17 protein-coding genes are annotated in these 18,267 nt (G+C 59.8%); 9 read left to right on the top strand and 8 right to left on the bottom strand.

Annotation, left to right across the window (positions count from 1 at the left end):
• Positions 1-179: 179 nt before the first annotated feature.
• Entirely contained in the window at positions 180-1,100 is a 921-nt protein-coding gene (locus tag H8F23_RS14945; RefSeq protein WP_194934875.1) for a histone deacetylase family protein, read from the bottom strand.
• A gap of 82 nt (positions 1,101-1,182) precedes the next feature.
• Between H8F23_RS14945 and H8F23_RS14940 the strand changes: the two genes are divergently transcribed.
• From H8F23_RS14940 to H8F23_RS14930, 3 genes are all read left to right on the top strand, one after another.
• Complete coding sequence (locus tag H8F23_RS14940) at positions 1,183-1,752, top strand: GNAT family N-acetyltransferase (RefSeq protein ID WP_194934874.1); 570 nt, start codon at positions 1,183-1,185, stop codon at positions 1,750-1,752.
• Between the two features lie 111 nt (positions 1,753-1,863).
• The gene (gene tesB, locus H8F23_RS14935) at positions 1,864-2,733 is read left to right on the top strand and encodes an acyl-CoA thioesterase II (protein WP_003228466.1); all 870 of its coding nucleotides are present in this window, start codon (positions 1,864-1,866) and stop codon (positions 2,731-2,733) included.
• The gene (locus H8F23_RS14930; RefSeq protein WP_194934873.1) at positions 2,730-3,323 is read left to right on the top strand and encodes an HAD family hydrolase; all 594 of its coding nucleotides are present in this window, start codon (positions 2,730-2,732) and stop codon (positions 3,321-3,323) included. The genes tesB and H8F23_RS14930 overlap by 4 nt, the downstream gene beginning before the upstream one ends.
• 115 nt (positions 3,324-3,438) lie before the next feature.
• Here H8F23_RS14930 and H8F23_RS14925 read toward each other — a convergent pair whose 3' ends face one another.
• From H8F23_RS14925 to H8F23_RS14910, 4 genes are all read right to left on the bottom strand, one after another.
• Positions 3,439-4,389, bottom strand: coding sequence for an alpha/beta hydrolase family protein (locus H8F23_RS14925; protein ID WP_194934872.1), 951 nt, complete (start codon positions 4,387-4,389; stop codon positions 3,439-3,441).
• Complete coding sequence (gene ypfJ, locus H8F23_RS14920) at positions 4,390-5,277, bottom strand: KPN_02809 family neutral zinc metallopeptidase (protein ID WP_194934871.1); 888 nt, start codon at positions 5,275-5,277, stop codon at positions 4,390-4,392.
• A gap of 192 nt (positions 5,278-5,469) precedes the next feature.
• Positions 5,470-6,303 carry an aldo/keto reductase gene (locus H8F23_RS14915; protein WP_194934870.1) on the bottom strand — a complete coding sequence of 278 codons (834 nt, stop codon included), beginning with the start codon at positions 6,301-6,303 and terminating at the stop codon, positions 5,470-5,472.
• Entirely contained in the window at positions 6,287-8,026 is a 1,740-nt protein-coding gene (locus H8F23_RS14910) for an FAD-dependent oxidoreductase (RefSeq protein ID WP_194934869.1), read from the bottom strand. The genes H8F23_RS14915 and H8F23_RS14910 overlap by 17 nt, the downstream gene beginning before the upstream one ends.
• 176 nt (positions 8,027-8,202) lie before the next feature.
• On the opposite strand from H8F23_RS14910, the gene H8F23_RS14905 reads away from it, so the two are divergent.
• The 4 genes from H8F23_RS14905 to H8F23_RS14890 all read left to right on the top strand — a co-directional run bounded on the left by H8F23_RS14905 (position 8,203) and on the right by H8F23_RS14890 (position 12,094).
• Positions 8,203-8,979 (top strand): IclR family transcriptional regulator, encoded by a 777-nt coding sequence (locus H8F23_RS14905; protein WP_194934868.1) that lies wholly within the window; start codon positions 8,203-8,205, stop codon positions 8,977-8,979.
• A gap of 243 nt (positions 8,980-9,222) precedes the next feature.
• Positions 9,223-10,284, top strand: a complete 1,062-nt coding sequence (locus H8F23_RS14900; protein WP_194934867.1) for a Gfo/Idh/MocA family protein — start codon at positions 9,223-9,225, stop codon at positions 10,282-10,284.
• 2 nt (positions 10,285-10,286) lie between these two features.
• A complete protein-coding gene (locus tag H8F23_RS14895; protein WP_194934866.1) occupies positions 10,287-11,102 on the top strand; it encodes a sugar phosphate isomerase/epimerase family protein in 816 nt (271 codons plus the stop codon).
• Between the two features lie 113 nt (positions 11,103-11,215).
• Positions 11,216-12,094 (top strand): DMT family transporter, encoded by an 879-nt coding sequence (locus tag H8F23_RS14890; protein ID WP_034153813.1) that lies wholly within the window; start codon positions 11,216-11,218, stop codon positions 12,092-12,094.
• Positions 12,095-12,220: 126 nt separating this feature from the next.
• Here H8F23_RS14890 and H8F23_RS14885 read toward each other — a convergent pair whose 3' ends face one another.
• On the bottom strand, positions 12,221-13,558 hold the full coding sequence (locus H8F23_RS14885; protein ID WP_099757240.1) for an MFS transporter: 1,338 nt from the start codon (positions 13,556-13,558) through the stop codon (positions 12,221-12,223).
• 356 nt (positions 13,559-13,914) lie between these two features.
• On the opposite strand from H8F23_RS14885, the gene quiC reads away from it, so the two are divergent.
• Positions 13,915-15,816, top strand: coding sequence for a 3-dehydroshikimate dehydratase QuiC (gene quiC / locus H8F23_RS14880; protein WP_194934865.1), 1,902 nt, complete (start codon positions 13,915-13,917; stop codon positions 15,814-15,816).
• A 101-nt stretch (positions 15,817-15,917) separates the two neighbouring features.
• Positions 15,918-16,595: a TetR family transcriptional regulator gene (locus H8F23_RS14875; RefSeq protein WP_194934864.1), complete on the top strand. Its 678-nt coding sequence runs from the start codon at positions 15,918-15,920 to the stop codon at positions 16,593-16,595.
• A gap of 56 nt (positions 16,596-16,651) precedes the next feature.
• Here H8F23_RS14875 and H8F23_RS14870 read toward each other — a convergent pair whose 3' ends face one another.
• Together H8F23_RS14870 and aroQ are read right to left on the bottom strand one after the other, a co-directional pair.
• Positions 16,652-17,506: a shikimate dehydrogenase gene (locus H8F23_RS14870; RefSeq protein WP_194934863.1), complete on the bottom strand. Its 855-nt coding sequence runs from the start codon at positions 17,504-17,506 to the stop codon at positions 16,652-16,654.
• A 5-nt stretch (positions 17,507-17,511) separates the two neighbouring features.
• Positions 17,512-17,952 (bottom strand): type II 3-dehydroquinate dehydratase, encoded by a 441-nt coding sequence (aroQ, locus tag H8F23_RS14865; protein ID WP_008084592.1) that lies wholly within the window; start codon positions 17,950-17,952, stop codon positions 17,512-17,514.
• Positions 17,953-18,267 lie beyond the last annotated feature (315 nt).

The raw sequence follows: 18,267 nt of genomic DNA, 5'->3' as shown, positions 1-18,267 counted from the left end.
TGTTGAAGGTGCTGACGCATCGCGAGCAGGCTCACTCCTACAGGGATCTGAGGTGGCCTTGAGTTGTTGGTTGAAAAGTGATCAGTGTTCTGTAGGCCCTGTCGGATATGGGCTGTAGTCCCTTTCACTCAGGTTATCCACAGGCCGTTCCACAGCGATTGTGGGTAACGCAGCACAACTCAATGACAACCGTGTGACTGCCAGACCCGTTGCGCGCTGTGATGGAGGATGCCGTGGCGGCGGGCGAGGGCGTGGCGATCCTTGCTGTAACCGCCACCAATCACGCCCATCACCGGAATGTCGCGGCCCAGGCAATGGCGCATCACGCTTTCATCGCGGGCGGCGACGCCTTCGTCGGTCAACTGTAGATAGCCGAGGGCGTCGTCCTTGTGCACGTCGACACCGGCGTCGTACAGCACCAGGTCCGGTTGATACAGCGGCAGCAGGTAATTGAGTGTGTCGTCGACCACTTTCAAATAATCAGCGTCGCCCATGCCCTTGGGCAGCGGGATATCCCAGTCACTTTCCGCCTTGCGTGCAGGAAAATTCTTCTCGCAGTGCAGGGAAACCGTAATCGCCTCCGGCGTGTCATGCAGGATTCGCGCGGTGCCGTCGCCCTGATGCACGTCGCAGTCGAAGATCAGCACGCGATTCACCCGGCCGCTTTGCAGCAGGTAATGGCTGATGATCGCCAGGTCATTGAAGATGCAGAAGCCTGCCGGGTAGTCGTAGTGCGCATGGTGAGTGCCGCCGGCCAAGTGACAGGCCAGGCCATGTTCCAGGGCTTTTTCCGCGGCCAGAATCGAACCGCCGACCGCCCGTACCGTACGCCGAGCCAAGGCTTCGTTCCACGGCAGACCCAGACGCCGCTGGTCTTCGCGGGACAACTCGCCGCTCATGTAGCGTTCGATATACGCACGGTCATGGGCGAGGGCGAGGATATCGTTGGGGCAGATCTCGGGCTGCAGCAGATCGGCGTCGCGGGTCAGACCGCTGTCGACCAGGTGATCGCGTAGTAGACGAAACTTGTCCATCGGGAAGCGGTGATCCGCCGGAAACTCGGGGCTGTAGTCTTCGTGGTAGATCAGCGGCAGTGGCATGGCGGTTTCATGTAGGAACGTAGGAAAGAGTGAAGGATCCTACCAGCGATGTAGACTTGCGGCATGGAAACGGAGGGGCATGATGGAGCCGATACTGGAACTTGAAAGCGCGCGCTTGCTGATGCGTCAGTGGCAGGACGAGGATTTGCCGGCATTTGCCGCGATGTGCGCCGATCCTCAGGTGATGCGCTATTTTCCGGCACCATTGAGCCGCCTGGAAAGTGCGTCGATGATCGGCCGCGTGCGCGGGCATTTTGCCGAACACGGTTTTGGCCTTTGGGCGCTGGAGCGCAAGGACAGTGGCGAGTTCATTGGTTTTACCGGGCTCGGCGTGGTTGGTTTCGATGCACCGTTCACGCCTGCGGTGGAAATCGGCTGGCGCCTGGCCAAGGAACACTGGGGCCTGGGTTACGCCAGCGAGGCCGCGTGGACGGCTCTGCGCTGCGGCTTTGATCGGTTGGCGCTAAAGGAAATCGTCTCCTTCACCGCGCAATCCAATCTGCCCTCGGAGAAAGTCATGCAGGCGATTGGCATGCATCACGCCCCGGAAGATGATTTTGATCACCCCAAGCTTGCGGTCGATCATCCGCTAAGACGGCATGTGCTGTACCGCATCAGCCGCGAACAATGGCTGCAAACCTTGCATGGATAAGCCGACACGGACGTTTACAATGGCCGCCATATCATTGGCCCGCGCCAGAATCTGAATCGGCCGCCGCAGCCAAGACTGCGCGGCATAGTGCTTTGTGTGAGGAGAGTCTGAATGAGCCAAGTGTTGGAAGATCTGGTCGACTTGCTGACCCTGGAACCGATCGAAGAAAACCTGTTCCGTGGCCGTAGTCAGGACCTGGGTTTCCGTCAGTTGTTCGGCGGTCAGGTGCTGGGTCAGTCGCTGTCGGCAGCCAGTCAGACCGTTGAAGAGGCGCGCCATGTGCATTCTATGCACGGCTACTTCCTGCGTCCGGGCGATGCCAAGTTGCCAGTGGTCTACTCGGTTGATCGCGTGCGCGATGGCGGCAGTTTCAGCACTCGCCGCGTCACGGCGATCCAGAAGGGCCATCCGATCTTCACCTGCAGCGCTTCGTTTCAATACGACGAGGCAGGCTTCGAGCACCAGAGCCAGATGCCGGTGGTGGTCGGCCCGGAAAACCTGCCGTCGGAGCTGGAGTTGACCCAGCAACGCGCGCACCTGATTCCGGAACACATGCGTGAAAAACTGCTGTGCCCGAAACCGATCGAAGTGCGCCCGGTCACCGAAAAGGACCCGTACAACCCGCAGCCGGCCGATCCGGTCAAATATGTGTGGTTCCGCGCCGACGGCGCATTGGCCGACATCCCGGCGCTGCACAAATACTTGTTGGCGTACGCTTCGGACTTCGGTCTGCTGACCACCTCAATGCTGCCCCACGGCAAATCGGTCTGGCAGAAAGACATGCAGGTCGCCAGCCTTGATCACGCGCTGTGGTTCCACAACGATCTACGCGCCGATGACTGGTTGCTCTACGCAATGGACAGTCCGTGGGCCGGCAATTCCCGCGGATTCTCCCGTGGCAGCGTGTACAACCGCGCCGGACAACTGGTCGCTTCGGTGACGCAGGAAGGCCTGATCCGCCATCGCAAGGATTGGGCATGAGTCTGAAAGAGGTCAAGCACTGGGTGTTCGATATGGACGGCACGTTGACCGTCGCCGTGCATGATTTTGCGGCGATTCGCGTGGCGCTGGCGATTCCGCCGGAGGACGACATCCTCACTCATCTCGCGGCATTGCCGGCGGATGAAGCGGCGGCGAAACACGCCTGGCTGCTGGAACACGAAAGGGATCTGGCGCTAGGTTCGACCCCGGCCACCGGCGCGGTGGAACTGGTGCGTGATCTGCACGCACGCGGTTATCGCCTCGGCATTCTGACCCGCAATGCGCGGGAACTGGCGCATGTGACGCTGCAAGCGATTGGCCTCGCCGACTGCTTTGCGGTGGACGATGTGTTGGGCCGCGACGAAGCGCCGCCGAAGCCACATCCGGGCGGCTTGCTGAAACTGGCAGATGCGTGGGACGTGCCGGCCAGCGCGATGGTGATGGTCGGTGATTACCGCTTTGATCTGGATTGCGGACGAGCGGCGGGCGCGCGGACGGTGTTGGTTAATCTGCCGGAAAACCCGTGGCCCGAGTTGGCCGATTGGCATGCGAAGGATTGTGTCGAGTTGCGGCGGATGCTTTTGGCCTGAAATCTTTGCTGCCTGAGCTGGCCTCTTCGCGAGCAGGCTCACTCCTACAATTGGAATGCGTTCCCCTGTAGGAGTGAGTCTGCTCGCGATGGCGTCAGATCAATCAGCACAAAACTTATTCGAACAACGCCTTCTGCCCCTCCGGCGAGGTCAACATCCCATCGCCGTTATGCCCGACCCCGGGCACTTCAACCAATCGTTGATTCACCCCTTCCGGATGCCGACGCAGCAAATAGCCGAAGTACAACTTCCCACGCTCCAGGCGATACGCACCTTGCGCCTCGGCTTCACAGCGTTTGTCCAACGCTGGATGCTTGGGATCGACGTCCTGCTGTCCAAGCAGATAAATCACCTCGCGCTTGATGTAACTGCTCTCAAGCTGCAACGGCGTTTGCCCACCAGCGTACACCGGCATGTCTGACAGACCGTACTTCCAGCGATTGAAACCCGCGCACTTGGCGTGATCGAACGCCACCGGCCGTTGTTCATTGAAGTAGGCATACGATGACGGGTTGGCGACCACGTAGCGCAAGCGAATGCCGTTCGCCTTCAGCGCAGGCTGATCCTTGGCGAGCAGGGCATAGCGCTGCACCACCTGGCCACCGCCGGAATGACCGAAGATCACGATCTGCTTCACGTCGGGAAACTGTTTGCGGTCGCTGATCCGTCCAACGATCTCATCGAGCGCGGCATAGGAACTCAACGGATTCGGCCCTGTGGATAAGCCGCCGCCCATCCAGTCGTTGCCTTGCCAGCGCAGCAACGTGGCGGGGAGCGAGTACAGCGCGACATCGCTTTCATTGAGGAACTGCGGCGCGATTACCAGCGTGTGGGCACTTTGTCCCGCCAGCTCGGCGGCGCTCTCAGCGCTTTTGCGATAGGTTTCCGAGTTGCGCAACCGGCCGTGAATGACGATCAGCACCCGTTCGATCTTCTCCGGCGCAGGACCAATGCCGACCGCCATTTCCCCGGCCTTGAGTTGCAAGCGACCGGGGCTGATCGCATCGACACCGGCGGCTTGCGCAGTGCTGCCAACGATCAGTAACGCCAAAAGCCATTTATGCATTTACAGGTTTTTCGCCGCGAAGGTGTCGCACTGGCCGACCTGGCCCTGCGCGAATCCGGTTTTGAACCAGCGCACCCTTTGCGCCGACGTACCGTGGGTAAACGAGTCCGGCACCACACGGCCCTGACCCTGTTGTTGCAGGCGATCATCACCGATGGCGTTGGCCGCATTCAAGGCCTCTTCGATATCGCCCGGTTCCAGCCAGTTCAAACGTTTCTGCGCGTTGTAGGCCCAGACGCCGGCGAGGCAGTCGGCCTGCAATTCCTGACGCACCAGCAAGCCGCCGTCGCCTTCCATTTGCCGACCTTGCTGGCGAGCTGTCTGAATTTTCGCCGAGACGCCTAGAAGCGTCTGCACATGATGTCCGACTTCATGCGCGATCACGTAGGCCTGGGCGAAGTCGCCGGCCGCTTTGAAGCGTTGCGACATTTCCTGGAAGAACGCCATGTCCAGGTAGACCTTCTGATCCGCGGGGCAATAGAACGGGCCAGTGGCCGAGGTTGCCAGACCGCAGGCGGAGTTGACCCGGTTGCTGAACAGCACCAGGGTCGGATTTTTATATTGGCGCCCGGCCTGCTGGAAAATCGCGCCCCAGGTGTCTTCGGTATCGCCGAGGATCGAGCGGACGAACTCGGCCTGTTCATCGTTGGCCGGCGGCGCTTGGCGGGTTTGCGAAGTAGGTGCCGATTGTTGTGTGGATTGCCCGGCGAGCTGGCCGAGAATCTGCAGGGGATCCTGGCCGGTGATCCAGCCGATGCCGACGATCAGCAGAATCGCCCCCAGGCTCAGGCCTTTGCCGCCACCGAAGCGCATGCCGCCGCCACCGCCGGCATCATCACCACGGGCATCGACGACGTTGTCACTGCGTCGGCCTTTTTTCCATAGCATGTGGGAATCCTCTGTGTGTATCGGATGGTGATGAGTGTTGCTGCTGTGTGAGTGTGGCGCCAGTCCGGTCGTCCGTCTATTGGCCACACGCAAACAGGCCCGGCCTCGTGCTGACGAGGTCGGGCCTGTTATTGACGGTCTGGCGCGCGGCAAATTCAATCCCGCGCAGGATTTCTATCGCTGGATTATCAATCAGCGATCAAACGCATCCCACTCGGGGGCGAAATCCGGGCTGACCTGACGCTCGCGTTTTGACAGGGCTGCGATTAATGCGCGGTCTTCATTGTCGAGTTCGACCTGCAGCGATGCGAGATTGGCCAGTTGATTGGCCCGGCTGCTGGCCTTGGGAATCGCCGCGACATTGGGCTGATCCAGCAGCCATTTCAGTGCGACCTGAGTCGGCAGCACGCCGTGCTTTTCGGCGATCTGCTGAATCTGCGGGATGTCTGAGACCTTGTTGCGCGCCAGCGGGGTGTAGGCCGTCAGCGCCAGGTTGTGTTCGCGGGCGTAGCCGAGCAGGGCGTTTTGGCCGAGCAGGACGTGGTATTCGACCTGAATCGCTGACAGATCAATCCCATATTCTTCGACGACTTTGCGCAGCAAGGGCAGCGGAAAATTCGCCACGCCGATGTTGCGTGCCAGCCCCTGTTTTTTGAACGAAGCCAATGTCTCGAGGGTACGTGGCAGGTCCCAGTCGGTGGTCGGCCAGTGGATCATGAACAAGTCGACGTAGTCGCTGCGCAACGCGGTAAGGCTGCGGTCCATGGAGTGGCGCATCGCGTCGGGTTGCAGCTGATCCCACCAGACTTTGGTGGTGACGTGAATTTGCTCGCGCGGTGTCGGGGTATTCGCCAGTGCTTGTCCGACGGCGTCCTCGTTGTTGTAGGCCGCCGCTGTGTCGATGTGTCGATATCCCAATTCCAGCGCTTGCTCGACGGCGCGGGTGCATTCTTCGCCGAGCATCGGCCAGGTGCCGAGACCGAGTTTCGGCATGTTCAAACCTTGGGCGTTAACGATGTGCTGCATGGTCGATCTCCTGTTCGAAAGCAGTCATGCCGGCGATATGCCGGGCGGCGATGTAACCGAAAGTCAGCGCGGGGCCGATGTTGATACCGCCCGCCGGGTAGTGGCCGCCCATGATGCTGGCCATGTCGCCCCCCGCTGCGTAGAGGCCGGTGATGGGCTGTTCGTGGGCGTCCAGCACTTGCGCGTGAGGGTTGACCTTGAGCCCGGCGAATGTGCCGAAGCAGCCCGGCTGGACTTTCACGGCGTAGAACGGGCCGGTGTCTATTGGGGCAACGCAGGGGTTGGGCAGGTTCGCCGGATCACCCTGTTTGCGGTTGTAGGGTGTTGCGCCGCGACCGAACAACGGGTCTTCACCGTGACGGGCATGGCGGTTGTAATCGTCGAGGGTGTGGCGCAATCCGCTCGGATCGATGCCGCAGGCTCGGGCCAATTCTTCAACGCTGTTGCCGCTTTTCAGATAGCCGCTGCGGATAAATTCTGACACTGGCAGCGGAAATGGCCGCGATATGCCCAGTCCATAACGGCGTTGAAAGGCGCGCGTGCAGATCAGCCATGAGGCGACTTCTTCACCCTCCGGCGCAGCAGCGACCATGGCGCTGACGTAGTCGTAATAACCGTTGGCTTCGTTGACGAACCGTTGGCCGTTACTCAGTACACCGATGACTCCGGGTTTGCCGCGCTCAATGATGTGTGGGAAATGGCCGATGCTGCCGTCAGAATGTGGCACTTGCGATACTGGCGCCCACGCCACGGGCGAAGCTACATCGGCATTGACCCGTGCGCCGACACTTTCGCCCAGGCGCAAACCATCGCCGTTGACGGCCAGCGGCGGCAGCGCCCAATGCTCGTGACCGGTCGGCGTGCGCGGGAACAGGGCTTTGCGTCGCTCGATGTCATTGGCAAAACCACCGGCGGCGAGCACTACGGCTTTGCGTGCATGAATGCGGATCGGGCCTTTGTCTGTGTTGACCACAGCGCCCGAGACGCGCGAGCCTTCACGCAGCAACGCTGTCACCGGTGCCGATTCCCAGAGCAACACGCCGAGGTCTTCGGCGGATTTTGCCAATCGTGCAATCAACGCCACGCCGTTGACCAATTGCATGGCCCGGCCATGGACCGCGAGATCTAGCAAATGTCGGGTAAAGCGCCGGGTGACATGCCATGCGGCTTTCAGTGAACGGGTCAGATTGAGGAACGCCGACAGATCGGCGCCGGCCATGATCGGCATGCCCATGAAGGACGTTTCGCGCATCGTTGTACGAAGGCGCTTGAGCAAGCGTCCGACCTTGCGTCCATCGTAAGGCGCTGCGATGACCGAGCGGCCACCAGTGCCAGCGCCCGGCGTGTCGCCATGAATGTCGGCAATGGCATTGCCATCGGCAAATTGCAGCGCAGTGTGTTGCTCGAAAAACGCGACCATGCGCGGTCCCGCTTCAAGGAAAGCGTCGATCATCGCCGGGTCGAAGTGCTCGCCCAGTTCATGGCGCAAATAGGTGCGCGGTTGTTCGATGTCTTCGATGATCCCGGCCCGACGCGCTAGAGGATTGCACGGCACCCACGCCCAGCCACCGGACCAGGCAGTGGCGCCACCGAAGACCGGATCTTTCTCGACAACGATGACTTTCAAACCATGCCACGCGGCAGTCACGGCGGCCGATAAACCGGCGGCACCGGAACCGACGACCAATACGTCGCAGTCGATATCAGGGTGTTCGGCAGACATCAAACAACGCTCCGGCAGTAAGTTATTTTTGGAATTCGATTCCAGAAAATAACCAGTGTCGCGAGGACTCGACAAGCCTTGAACCTATAAAATGGGCGGTTATCGAACAGCCGGTTCCAGATTTCGCTTTGCCGCCAATGTCTTCTAGAATCGGCAAAATTTCTTTGGACGTCTCCATGGCCGGCAGTCAAATCGAACGGGTTTTCAGCGTGCTGGAAAGCCTCACCAGTGATCCACGCGGGCTGCCGATGCAGACGCTCGCCGAGCAACTGGATATCCCCAAGAGTGCAACACACCGCTTGCTCGCCGAGCTGATTCGATTGGGCTACGTAAGGCAGAATGCGGAAACGTTGCGCTATCACTTGTCGACCAAACTGATCGCTATGGGCTTTCAATACCTGTCGAGCTGCGGTGCCGATATCGTCCAGCCGGTACTCGACCGACTGGCGCAGGAAACCGGCGAACTGGTGCGTTTGGGCGTGATCGATGGCGAGCGCCAGACCTGGATCGCCAAGGCACAAGGCGCGCGCACCGGTCTGCGTTACGACCCGGACATGGGCCGCGACGCGCCGCTGTTCTACACCGCGTCGGGGCATGCGTGGCTGGCGTGCATGAGCGACGCCGAGGCGTTGTCACTGGTCGAGCGGCAGGCGGCGGAGGTGCCGGTGGGGATCGGGCCGAATGCGCCGCGTTCAAATATCGAGTTGCTGGAACGGCTGCGTCTGGCTCGTGAGCAGGGTTATGCCTGTGTCGAAGAAAGTTCGGCAGTGGGGACTTCAGCGATTGCGGCGGTGGTGAGGCATCCAACGGATGGTCGGGTGATCGGTGTACTGAGTATTGCCGGGCCAAGTGCGCGGATGCCGGGGGCGCGGCTGCATGAGCTGGCACCGCTGTTGCTGACCTTCACCGAAGAATTATCAGCAGCAAGCCTGGCCTCAGAACTGTTTATCTAATCCGAATTCACATAGGCCCTCTGTAGGAGTGAGCCAGCTCGCGATAGCGGTATGTCAGCCAACGTTAACGGCGACTGATACTCCGCTATCGCGAGCTGGCTCACACCTACAGGGGATTTTTGTTGTTCACGAAGTTGTGCGGTGTTCGCACGGTTTTGGGATGAATGGGTGTTTGATTCTGGAACTCGGTTCTAAATTGTTTGCGGAGTGTTATTCCTAGAACAATCACAAGAGGACCGCACCTTGAATTCGCCCCTTCGAATCGCCTTGATCGGCGCCGGCAACATGGGCCAGCAACATTATCGGCATCTGCAAACCCTCAACGAAGCAACGCTGTGCGCGGTGGCGGATCCCGGGCCGCAAGCAGCAGGGCTTGCGGCGGAATGGGGTGTAAGGCATTTCGCTGATCATCGTCAGATGCTGGAGCAAATCCGACCAGACGCGGTGATCGTCGCCAATCCGAATAATCAACACGTCAGCACGGCGCTCGATTGTCTGGCGGCAGGTGTGCCGGTGCTTCTGGAGAAGCCGGTCGGCGTGCACCTGGATGAAGTGCGCGAACTGGTTGCGGCGGTCAAAAGCAGCGGCGTGCCGGTGCTGGTCGGCCATCATCGGCGCCACAATCCGCTGATCGTTCGCGCTCATGAGCTGGTGCAGAGCGGGGCGCTTGGACGGCTGATCACGGTGACCGCACTGTTCCAGTTGCGCAAACCGGACAGTTATTTCGAGATCCCGTGGCGCCGTGAACCGGGCGCCGGGATGTTGCTGACCAACCTGATTCACGACCTGGATCTATTACGGCATCTGTGCGGTGAAGTGCGCTCGGTGCAAGCGATCACCGACAACGCCGTGCGCAGTTTTGCCAATGAAGACAGCGCGGCGGTGTTGCTGCAATTCGAGGGCGGCACACTGGGCACATTGAGCGGTTCCGACGCGGTCGCCGCGCCGTGGAGTTGGGAGCTGGATTCCGGCGAGAACCCGGTATATCCGCGCCAGGCCGATCAGCCGTGCTACTTGCTGGCCGGGACCGCCGGCGCCTTGAGCATTCCGCAGCTCAAGCGTTGGCATTACGCCGCTGATCAGGTCGACGCCGGTTGGCATGAGCCCTTGTTGATGGTCGAAGAATCCTACAGCGGTGACGACGCTTTACGCTTGCAGTTACAGCATTTCGTATGCGTGGCGCGGCGTGAAGTCGAGCCGCTGGTGAGTGCGGCCGACGCTGCGCGCACTTTGGCGCTGATCGAAGCGATTCGCGAGGCCGCCGCCACCGGCCGTGCCTGCACCCCTGCGCTGATTGAGGCTTGAACATGAACGAACGAATCCTGTCTCTGGCCAGCCTCACTGTGCTTGAGTTGTCGCCACCGCAAATGGTCGAAGTGGCGGCACGTGCTGGTTACAGCCATGTCGGCCTGCGCCTGGAGCCCGCGACGCCCGAGGAGCATCATTTCCCTTTGGTCGCCGATGCTGAATTGCGCCGTCAGACGTTGCAGCGGCTGCGCGACACCGGCATCCGCGTGCTCGACGTGGAAATCCTGCGTCTGAAGCCGCAAACCGACGTCGCCGATTTCGAGAAACTTCTTACGGTCGGTGCGGAATTTGGCGCTACCGAATTGCTGGTCGCCGGTAACGATCCTGACGAACAGCGGCTCACCGATAACTTTGCGGCGCTTTGCGATCTGGCCGCGCCTTACGGGCTGCACCCGCATCTGGAGTTCATGCCCTGGACTGATGCGCGCAACCTCGAACAAGCGCTGCGAATGGTCGAAAACGCTGATCGGGAAAACGCTGCGGTGCTGGTCGATGCGTTCCACTTTGATCGTTCGGCGTCACGCTTGGAGGATCTGGCTGAAGTGCCAGTGTCGCGTCTGCGTTATGCGCAATTATGTGATGTGGCGGGGCCGAGGCCGTCAGACATGGCCGAGATCTTGCGTCAGGCGCGCAACGAGCGGCGGTTTCCCGGCGAGGGTGATTGCGATCTGCTCGGGTTGCTGCGAGCGCTGCCGACTAATATTCCACTGAGTCTGGAAATTCCTACGGTAAAACTGCTCGAGCAGGGCGTGAGCGGATTGGCGCGAGCGCAGATGGCGATCGACAGGACGCGGGAATTGTTGGCGCGACTGTGAGTCTTTTTTGTGGCGAGGGAGCTTGCTCCCAGTGGACTGCGTAGCCGTTCCGGATCGGTAACCGCTGCGTGATCTCCTTCGCCACCGTATTGTTGTTCAAACAGAGATAACCAATGACTGTCAGCACCCCGCTCTCCGGTGTCAACCAACCCTTCAAGGGGATTTTGCTGATTGTCGTGGCAACCTTCCTGTTCTCCAGTCACGACGCATTGTCGAAATACCTGTCCGGTTTTTATCCGATCGTGATGGTGGTCTGGGCGCGCTATCTGGTGCACACACTGCTGATGGCGGGGATTTTTCTGCCGCAATCCGGGTTGCGTGTCCTGCGCACCAAGAAGCCGCTATGGCAATTGGTTCGGGCACTGTGCCTGCTCGGCACCAGCCTGTTCTTCACCACCGCGTTGTTGTACATCCCATTGGCGGAAGCCACGGCGGTCAACTTTCTTGCGCCAGTATTGGTGACCGCATTGTCGGTGCCGCTGCTCAAGGAGCGAGTGACCCGAGGTCAATGGATCGCGGTGATCTGCGGCTTTATCGGCGTGCTGATCATCGTCCACCCCGGCGGTGAGTTGTTTACTCCGGCGGTGTTGCTGCCGTTCTGCTCGGCGCTGTTTTTCTGTTTCTATCAACTGCTGACCCGCAAGCTCGCCGAGGTGGACAGCCCGACCACCAGCAATTTTTTCGCCGGGTTATGCAACACGCTGGTGATGAGTGCACTGGTGCCGTTCTTCTGGCAGGTGCCGACGTTGACCCATGCCGGGTTGATGCTGGCGCTGGGCAGTTGCGGGATGACCGCGCATTTGTTTCTGACCCAGGCGTTCCGCCATGCCGCTCCGGCACTGCTGGCGCCGTTCGGTTATTGCCAGATTGTGTTTGCCGGGTTGTTGGGCTGGCTGCTGTTCAATCACACGCCGAGTCTGCTGACGATCATTGGCATCGCGGTGATCTGTTGCAGCGGGCTGGCGGCAGCGTGGCAGCAGAGCCGCCGTTGAAGAGACCGCAACCGCCTGTGTAGGAGCTGACGAGTGAAACGAGGCTGCGATCTTTTGATCTTCAACATCAAGATCAAAAGATCGCAGCGTGCCGCAGCTCCTACAAGGGAGCCGGGTGTAGGCAGGTTATTCGGTGACGGTAGGAATCTTGCGCGGTGCCATGAAGTACATCCACGTCAGCGCAATGAAATACATCGCCGGAATCAGGGTGAACAACACGGTGTAGTTGTTGTTGGTGACGGTGAGGATGTGGCCGACGATCTGGGTCATGAACATCCCGCCGATCGCTGCGCACATGCCGCCGAAACCGAACACGGTGCTCATCATGTGTTTGGGCGTGTAGTCCATCACCAGGCTCCAGATGTTTGCTGTCCACGCCTGGTGCGCACCGATGGCCAGAGAAATCGCGGCCACCGCCACCCACAGGTTGGCTGAGCCGGCGGCCATGATCACGCCGATGATGCAGCAAGCAAACAGGAACATCGACAGCAGCCGCGCCTTGATCGAGTTCATCCCGCGACCGATCAGGAACGAAGACAGAATGCCGCCACCGACGCTGCCGAAGTCAGCCGTGACGTAAATGATGATCAGCGGAATACCCATTTGGGTGACGTTGATGCCCAGATTGTATTGCTGATTGAGGAACGGTGGCAGCCAGTACAGGTAGAACCAGAACACCGGCGCGGTCAGCGAGTAGGCGAGGGCGAAGGCCCAGGTGCCGCGCATCCGCAGGATTTTCGAGAACGGCACGCGGGCCTGTTCCGGTTCGACTTCCTGCTGGATGTAGTCCAGTTCGGACTGCTTAACGCTCGGGTGATCTTCCGGGTTGAAGTACTTCAAGCCCCAGAACAGCAACCAGATGCCGCCCAGTGCCGACATGCACAGGAACGCCGCTTGCCAGCCCCAGACGTGCAGCACCAGTGGCAGCAGCATCGGCGTGAACATCGCACCGACGTTGGTGCCGGCGTTGAAGATGCCGGTGGCAACCGCACGTTCGCCGGCCGGGAACCACAGGCGCGTGGTTTTCACGCAGGCCGGGTAGTTCGCCGCTTCAGTCAGACCGAGAATAAACCGGCAGACCATAAAGCCAACGGCTGACGTTGCCAGACCGTGGGCACCGGTGGCCAGACTCCACAGCAGCACGGCGCAGAAGAACACGCGCTTGACGCCGACCCGGTCGATCAAGCGACCTTGCAGGACGAAACCGATCGCGTAGCCGACCTGAAACCAGAAGTTGATGTTGGCGTAATCCATCGCCGTCCAGCTCATTTCCTTGGCGAGGATGGGCTGCATGACGCCGAGGGCGGCGCGGTCGATGTAGTTCAGGGTAGTGGCGAAAAACACCAGCGCCAGCATGCCCCAACGGGTCTTGCCGACAGCCATGGCGCCGCGGATCTTGTCGCCGATGCCACCCGTGGCAGTGCTCATGGCCGGAGCCATGCGGGAAGTCTGTGAAGGAATCATGTGTTCCACCCGTTTTTGGATTTGTTATTTGGTGTGCTTGTTACTTGCACGCTGCGACCGGTGGTTCAGAACCGGACTCAATGTGCAGTCGATGTTGGGCAGTGGACGAAAAATCGTCAATTCGCCAAACCGCCATTGTGTTCGATAATCGCACGAAAAACTAACCGGGTAGTACACTTTAAATTGCTGCCACGATCGATGCAGCCAATAATTTCCCTACTATAAAAACCATCCCATGTAGGAGCTGCCGCAGGCTGCGATCTTTTGATTCTGTTTTCACGAATAAAGATCAAACGATCGCAGTCTTCGGCAGCTCCTACAGTAAAGATAAAGCGGCGCAGTCCGGGAGTTGAAGCATGCAGCGTTCCATTGCCACCGTTTCCTTGAGCGGCACCCTGCCGGAAAAACTCGAAGCCATTGCCGCCGCCGGGTTCGACGGGGTGGAGATCTTCGAAAACGACCTCCTGTACTACGACGGCAGCCCGCGGGAAATTAAACAGATGTGCGCCGACCTCGGCATCGCCATCACTCTGTTTCAGCCGTTCCGCGATTTCGAAGGCTGCCGCCGTGATCGCCTGGCGCGCAACCTTGAGCGCGCCGAACGCAAGTTCGACCTGATGCAGGAGCTGGGCACCGACCTGGTGCTGGTCTGCAGTAACGCCTCGGCTGACAGCGTCGGTGATCAACAAATTCTCGTCGATGACCTGCGCCTGCTGGCCGAGCATGCCGGTGCGCGCGGCTTGCGCATTGGTTACGAAGCGCTGGCGTGGGGCCGTCACGTGAATACTTATCAACAGGTCTGGGACATTGTGCGTCAGGCCGATCACCCGAGCCTCGGTGTGTTGCTCGACAGCTTTCATACGTTGTCGCTGAAGGGCGATCCCCGCGCCATCGCCGACATTCCCGGCGACAAGATCTTCTTTGTGCAAATGGCCGACGCGCCGATCCTGGCCATGGATGTGCTGGAGTGGAGCCGGCATTTCCGCTGCTTCCCGGGACAGGGCGAATTCGATCTGCCGGGTTTCCTCGCGCCGATCATCCAGAGCGGTTACACCGGGCCACTGTCGCTGGAGATCTTCAACGACGGCTTCCGCGCTGCACCGCCACGGGCCAATGCGGCTGACGGTTTGCGTTCTCTGCTGTATCTGGAAGAGAAGACCCGTCAGCGTCTCGAGCAGGAAGCGACGCCTGTCGCCAATCGCGACATCCTTTTCGAAACACCGAAGGCCAGCGAGTACAACGGCATCGAGTTTCTCGAGTTTGCCGTCGATGAAAGCCTCGGCGCCAAGCTGTCGAACTGGCTGGAACGCTTGGGGTTCGTCAAGGCCGGGCAACACCGCTCCAAGAGCGTGAGTCTGTTGCGTCAGGGAGACATCAACCTGATCCTCAACTCCGAGCCTTATTCCTTTGCGCACAGCTTCTTCGAGGCTCACGGCCCGTCGCTGTGTGCCACGGCTGTGCGGGTCAAGGACAGCGCCAGTGCCTTGGCCCGTGCTGTCGCCTATAAAGGTCAGCCCTATCGTGGACTGGTCGGCCCCAACGAACTGGAACTGGCAGCGGTGCGCGCGCCGGACGGCAGCCTGATTTATCTGGTGGATGAACAGGCCGACGTCTACGGCACCGATTTCAACCTGCTGGCAGACGCGCCGGCCCGTGGCGGTCTCAAGCGTATCGATCATATGGCCATGGCGTTGCCGGCCGACAGCCTCGACAGTTGGGTGCTGTTCTACAAGAGCCTGCTGGATTTCGAAGCGGACGATGAAGTGGTGCTGCCTGATCCGTATGGTCTGGTGAAGAGCCGCGCCTTGCGTAGCCGCGACAGTTCGATCCGCTTGCCGCTGAACATCTCCGAGAACCGCAACACCGCGATCTCCCACGCGCTGTCGAGTTATCGCGGCTCCGGTGTGCACCACATCGCCTTCGATTGTGATGACATCTTCGCCGAAGTCAGTCGCGCCAAAGAAGCCGGCGTGCCGCTGCTGGATATTCCGCTCAACTATTACGACGACCTTGCTGCGCGTTTTGATTTCGACGACGAGTTTCTCAGTGAACTGGCGTATTACAACGTTCTGTACGACCGTGATGCCCAGGGCGGTGAGCTGTTCCACGTCTACACCGAACCGTTTGAAGGGCGTTTCTTCTTCGAGATCATCCAGCGTAAGAATGGCTATGCCGGGTATGGCGCAGCGAACGTCGCGGTGCGTCTGGCGGCGATGGCCAAATCACGCAGTGGCGCCGTGCGTCAGGCGAAGTTGTAGGAAATTCGTAAACGCGGGATTAAACACGGGCCGCGCGGCTTCCTTCACTGTGCTGCGCAGCCCATAATCGCCGCCTGTGCAGTGATGGCCGTGAGCCCGCAATGACGATGAATACAGAACTTTCCGCAGCTTCTGAAGTTTCCACTGTAGAGCCGCGCAAGAGTCGCAAGAACAACCCGGAAAAGACCCGTGAGAACATCTTGCAGGAGGCGATCGTCGAGTTCGTCCAGCAAGGCTTGTCCGGTGCTCGCGTCGATGCGATCGCCGAGCGAATCCACACCTCCAAACGCATGATCTATTACTACTTCGGCAGTAAGGAGCAGTTGTACGTCGAGGTGCTGGAAAAGCTTTACGGTGACATCCGCAGCACCGAAAACCGTCTGCACCTGGCCGAGCTGGCGCCGGTAGAGGCGATTCGGCGTCTGGTGGAATTCACCTTCGATCACCACGACCGCAATGTCGATTTCGTGCGCATCGTCAGCATTGAAAACATCCACAACGCCGAATACGTGAAGCGTTCCGACGCGATCAAGGCGATGAACAACACCATCCTCGATTCACTCGGCGAGATTCTGCGTCGTGGTGCTGCTGAAGGTGTTTTCCGTGCGGGGCTGGATGCGCTGGATGTGCATTTGCTGATCAGCTCGTTCTGCTTCTATCGTGTGTCGAACCGGCACACGTTTGGCGAGATCTTTCAGATCGATCTGCCGGATGAAAGCATCAAGCAGCGGCATCGCGAGATGATTTGCGAATCGGTGCTGCGCTACCTGCAGGCCTGACACCGACCCCTGTGGGAGCGAGCTTGCTCGCTCCCACAGGGGGATAAGGTTGATCTTCAACCGTTCATGCTTTGAAAATGCGCGAGCATTCGCTGCGCATCCGGCACCACGCCGCTGAACAATTCAAACGCCTTCACTGCCTGAAACACCGCCATATTGCCGCCATCCAGCGTCCGGCAACCCAGCGCACGAGCATTGCGCAGCAGTTCGGTTTCCAGCGGGAAATACACGATCTCCGCCACCCACAGTTCCTTGCGCAGCAGCTCGACCGGCACCGGCATGCCCGGCAGTTTGGCCATGCCCATCGGCGTGGTGTTCACCAGCCCGTCAGCCTGATTCAGCGAGCTCGGCAGATCATGCCCGGCGATCGCACGAGCAACGCCGAAATGCTCATTGAGATTGTTCGCCAGGCTCTCGGCGCGCTCACGGTCGACGTCGAAAATACTCAGTTGTTGTACGCCTTCGCTCAACAGGGCGTGAGCCACTGCTGCACCCGCGCCGCCGGCACCCATCTGGACTACGCGTTCACGGGCAGCGTCCTTCAGGCCACGGCGAAAACCTTCGGCAAAACCGAGGCAGTCGGTGTTGTGACCGACACGTTTGCCGTCCTTCAACACCACGGTGTTCACCGCGCCGATGCCCTTGGCTTCCGGCGACAACTCATCGAGCAGCGGGATGATTGCTTGCTTGCACGGGAAAGTAATGTTCAGCCCGGTGTAGTTCATCCGTTCGGCCGCCAGCAGCAGGTCGGGCAGGGCGGTGCTGTCCATTTTCAACTGATCGAGATCGATCAATCGATAGAGGTAGCGCAGGCCTTGGGCATCGCCTTCGTGCTCATGCAGCGCCGGCGTGCGCGAGGCCTGAATGCCGGCGCCGATCAGCCCGGCGAGTATTACGTTAGAGCGGGACATGCGCGTTACCCCTTCAGCCGCTGGCTGAAATGTTCCAGTGCCAGGCGATAGCCATGACTGCCAAACCCGGCCATTACGGCTGTGGCAATCGCCGAGACAAACGAGTGATGACGAAACGGCTCGCGGGCGTGGACGTTGGACAGGTGCACTTCGATCACCGGCAATTCACTGGCCACCAGTGCGTCGCGAATCGCCACCGAAGTGTGCGTCCACGCGGCCGGATTGATCACGATCCCGGCGCAACGGCCACGGGCGGCGTGAATCCAGTCGAGCAGTTCGCCTTCGTGATTGGTCTGGCGAAACTCCACGGCCAGGCCGAATTCTTCGGCAGCGCGACCGCACAACGCCGAGATGTCCGCCAGGGTTTCGTGGCCGTAAGTGGCCGGCTCGCGGGTGCCGAGCAGGTTCAGGTTCGGGCCGTTGAGCACCAGAACGATAGGGGGCATGAGGGGTAACTCCACTTATTGTTTTTGGCTTTGGCCGAGGGTTTCAGCCTGTGGAGATAAAATGTACTAGATGGTTACATCGGTCAATTGAAGTGCTTGAGGCCAGGTTTTTTGTGTTCGGTAATCGAACGCAAGCCATTTCTTACTTAATGCTGTTCGAGTCGTAACGATAGCTTTGCTTACGTTTTCCCTTGGAGATTCACCGACTCATGACCCATGCCGGCGCTAGCCTGAGAGTGGAGAGGAATAGCGCGTGCTGTGCTGCTCCGGTCGTCGGATTTGAGAGGATTATCGAATCCTGAAACTTAATAACCT

This window comes from Pseudomonas neuropathica (genome assembly GCF_015461835.1).
Lineage (GTDB): Bacteria > Pseudomonadota > Gammaproteobacteria > Pseudomonadales > Pseudomonadaceae > Aquipseudomonas > Aquipseudomonas neuropathica.
The sequence above is the reverse complement of the archived record's forward strand: the minus strand, read 5'-3'. Positions and strand labels throughout refer to the sequence as shown.

Bases quoted from the DNA above. Each gene is read 5' to 3' on its own strand.
- H8F23_RS14930 (WP_194934873.1), top strand. From the start codon at position 2,730: ATGAGTCTGAAAGAGGTCAAGCACTGGGTGTTCGATATGGACGGCACG.
- aroQ (WP_008084592.1), bottom strand. From the start codon at position 17,952: ATGCCCCCTATCGTTCTGGTGCTCAACGGCCCGAACCTGAACCTGCTC.
- H8F23_RS14875 (WP_194934864.1), top strand. From the start codon at position 15,918: ATGACGATGAATACAGAACTTTCCGCAGCTTCTGAAGTTTCCACTGTA.
- H8F23_RS14945 (WP_194934875.1), bottom strand. From the start codon at position 1,100: ATGCCACTGCCGCTGATCTACCACGAAGACTACAGCCCCGAGTTTCCG.
- H8F23_RS14905 (WP_194934868.1), top strand. From the start codon at position 8,203: ATGGCCGGCAGTCAAATCGAACGGGTTTTCAGCGTGCTGGAAAGCCTC.
- quiC (WP_194934865.1), top strand. From the start codon at position 13,915: ATGCAGCGTTCCATTGCCACCGTTTCCTTGAGCGGCACCCTGCCGGAA.
- H8F23_RS14940 (WP_194934874.1), top strand. From the start codon at position 1,183: ATGGAGCCGATACTGGAACTTGAAAGCGCGCGCTTGCTGATGCGTCAG.
- H8F23_RS14915 (WP_194934870.1), bottom strand. From the start codon at position 6,303: ATGCAGCACATCGTTAACGCCCAAGGTTTGAACATGCCGAAACTCGGT.
- H8F23_RS14870 (WP_194934863.1), bottom strand. From the start codon at position 17,506: ATGTCCCGCTCTAACGTAATACTCGCCGGGCTGATCGGCGCCGGCATT.
- ypfJ (WP_194934871.1), bottom strand. From the start codon at position 5,277: ATGCTATGGAAAAAAGGCCGACGCAGTGACAACGTCGTCGATGCCCGT.
- H8F23_RS14885 (WP_099757240.1), bottom strand. From the start codon at position 13,558: ATGATTCCTTCACAGACTTCCCGCATGGCTCCGGCCATGAGCACTGCC.
- H8F23_RS14910 (WP_194934869.1), bottom strand. From the start codon at position 8,026: ATGTCTGCCGAACACCCTGATATCGACTGCGACGTATTGGTCGTCGGT.
- H8F23_RS14895 (WP_194934866.1), top strand. From the start codon at position 10,287: ATGAACGAACGAATCCTGTCTCTGGCCAGCCTCACTGTGCTTGAGTTG.
- H8F23_RS14925 (WP_194934872.1), bottom strand. From the start codon at position 4,389: ATGCATAAATGGCTTTTGGCGTTACTGATCGTTGGCAGCACTGCGCAA.
- tesB (WP_003228466.1), top strand. From the start codon at position 1,864: ATGAGCCAAGTGTTGGAAGATCTGGTCGACTTGCTGACCCTGGAACCG.
- H8F23_RS14890 (WP_034153813.1), top strand. From the start codon at position 11,216: ATGACTGTCAGCACCCCGCTCTCCGGTGTCAACCAACCCTTCAAGGGG.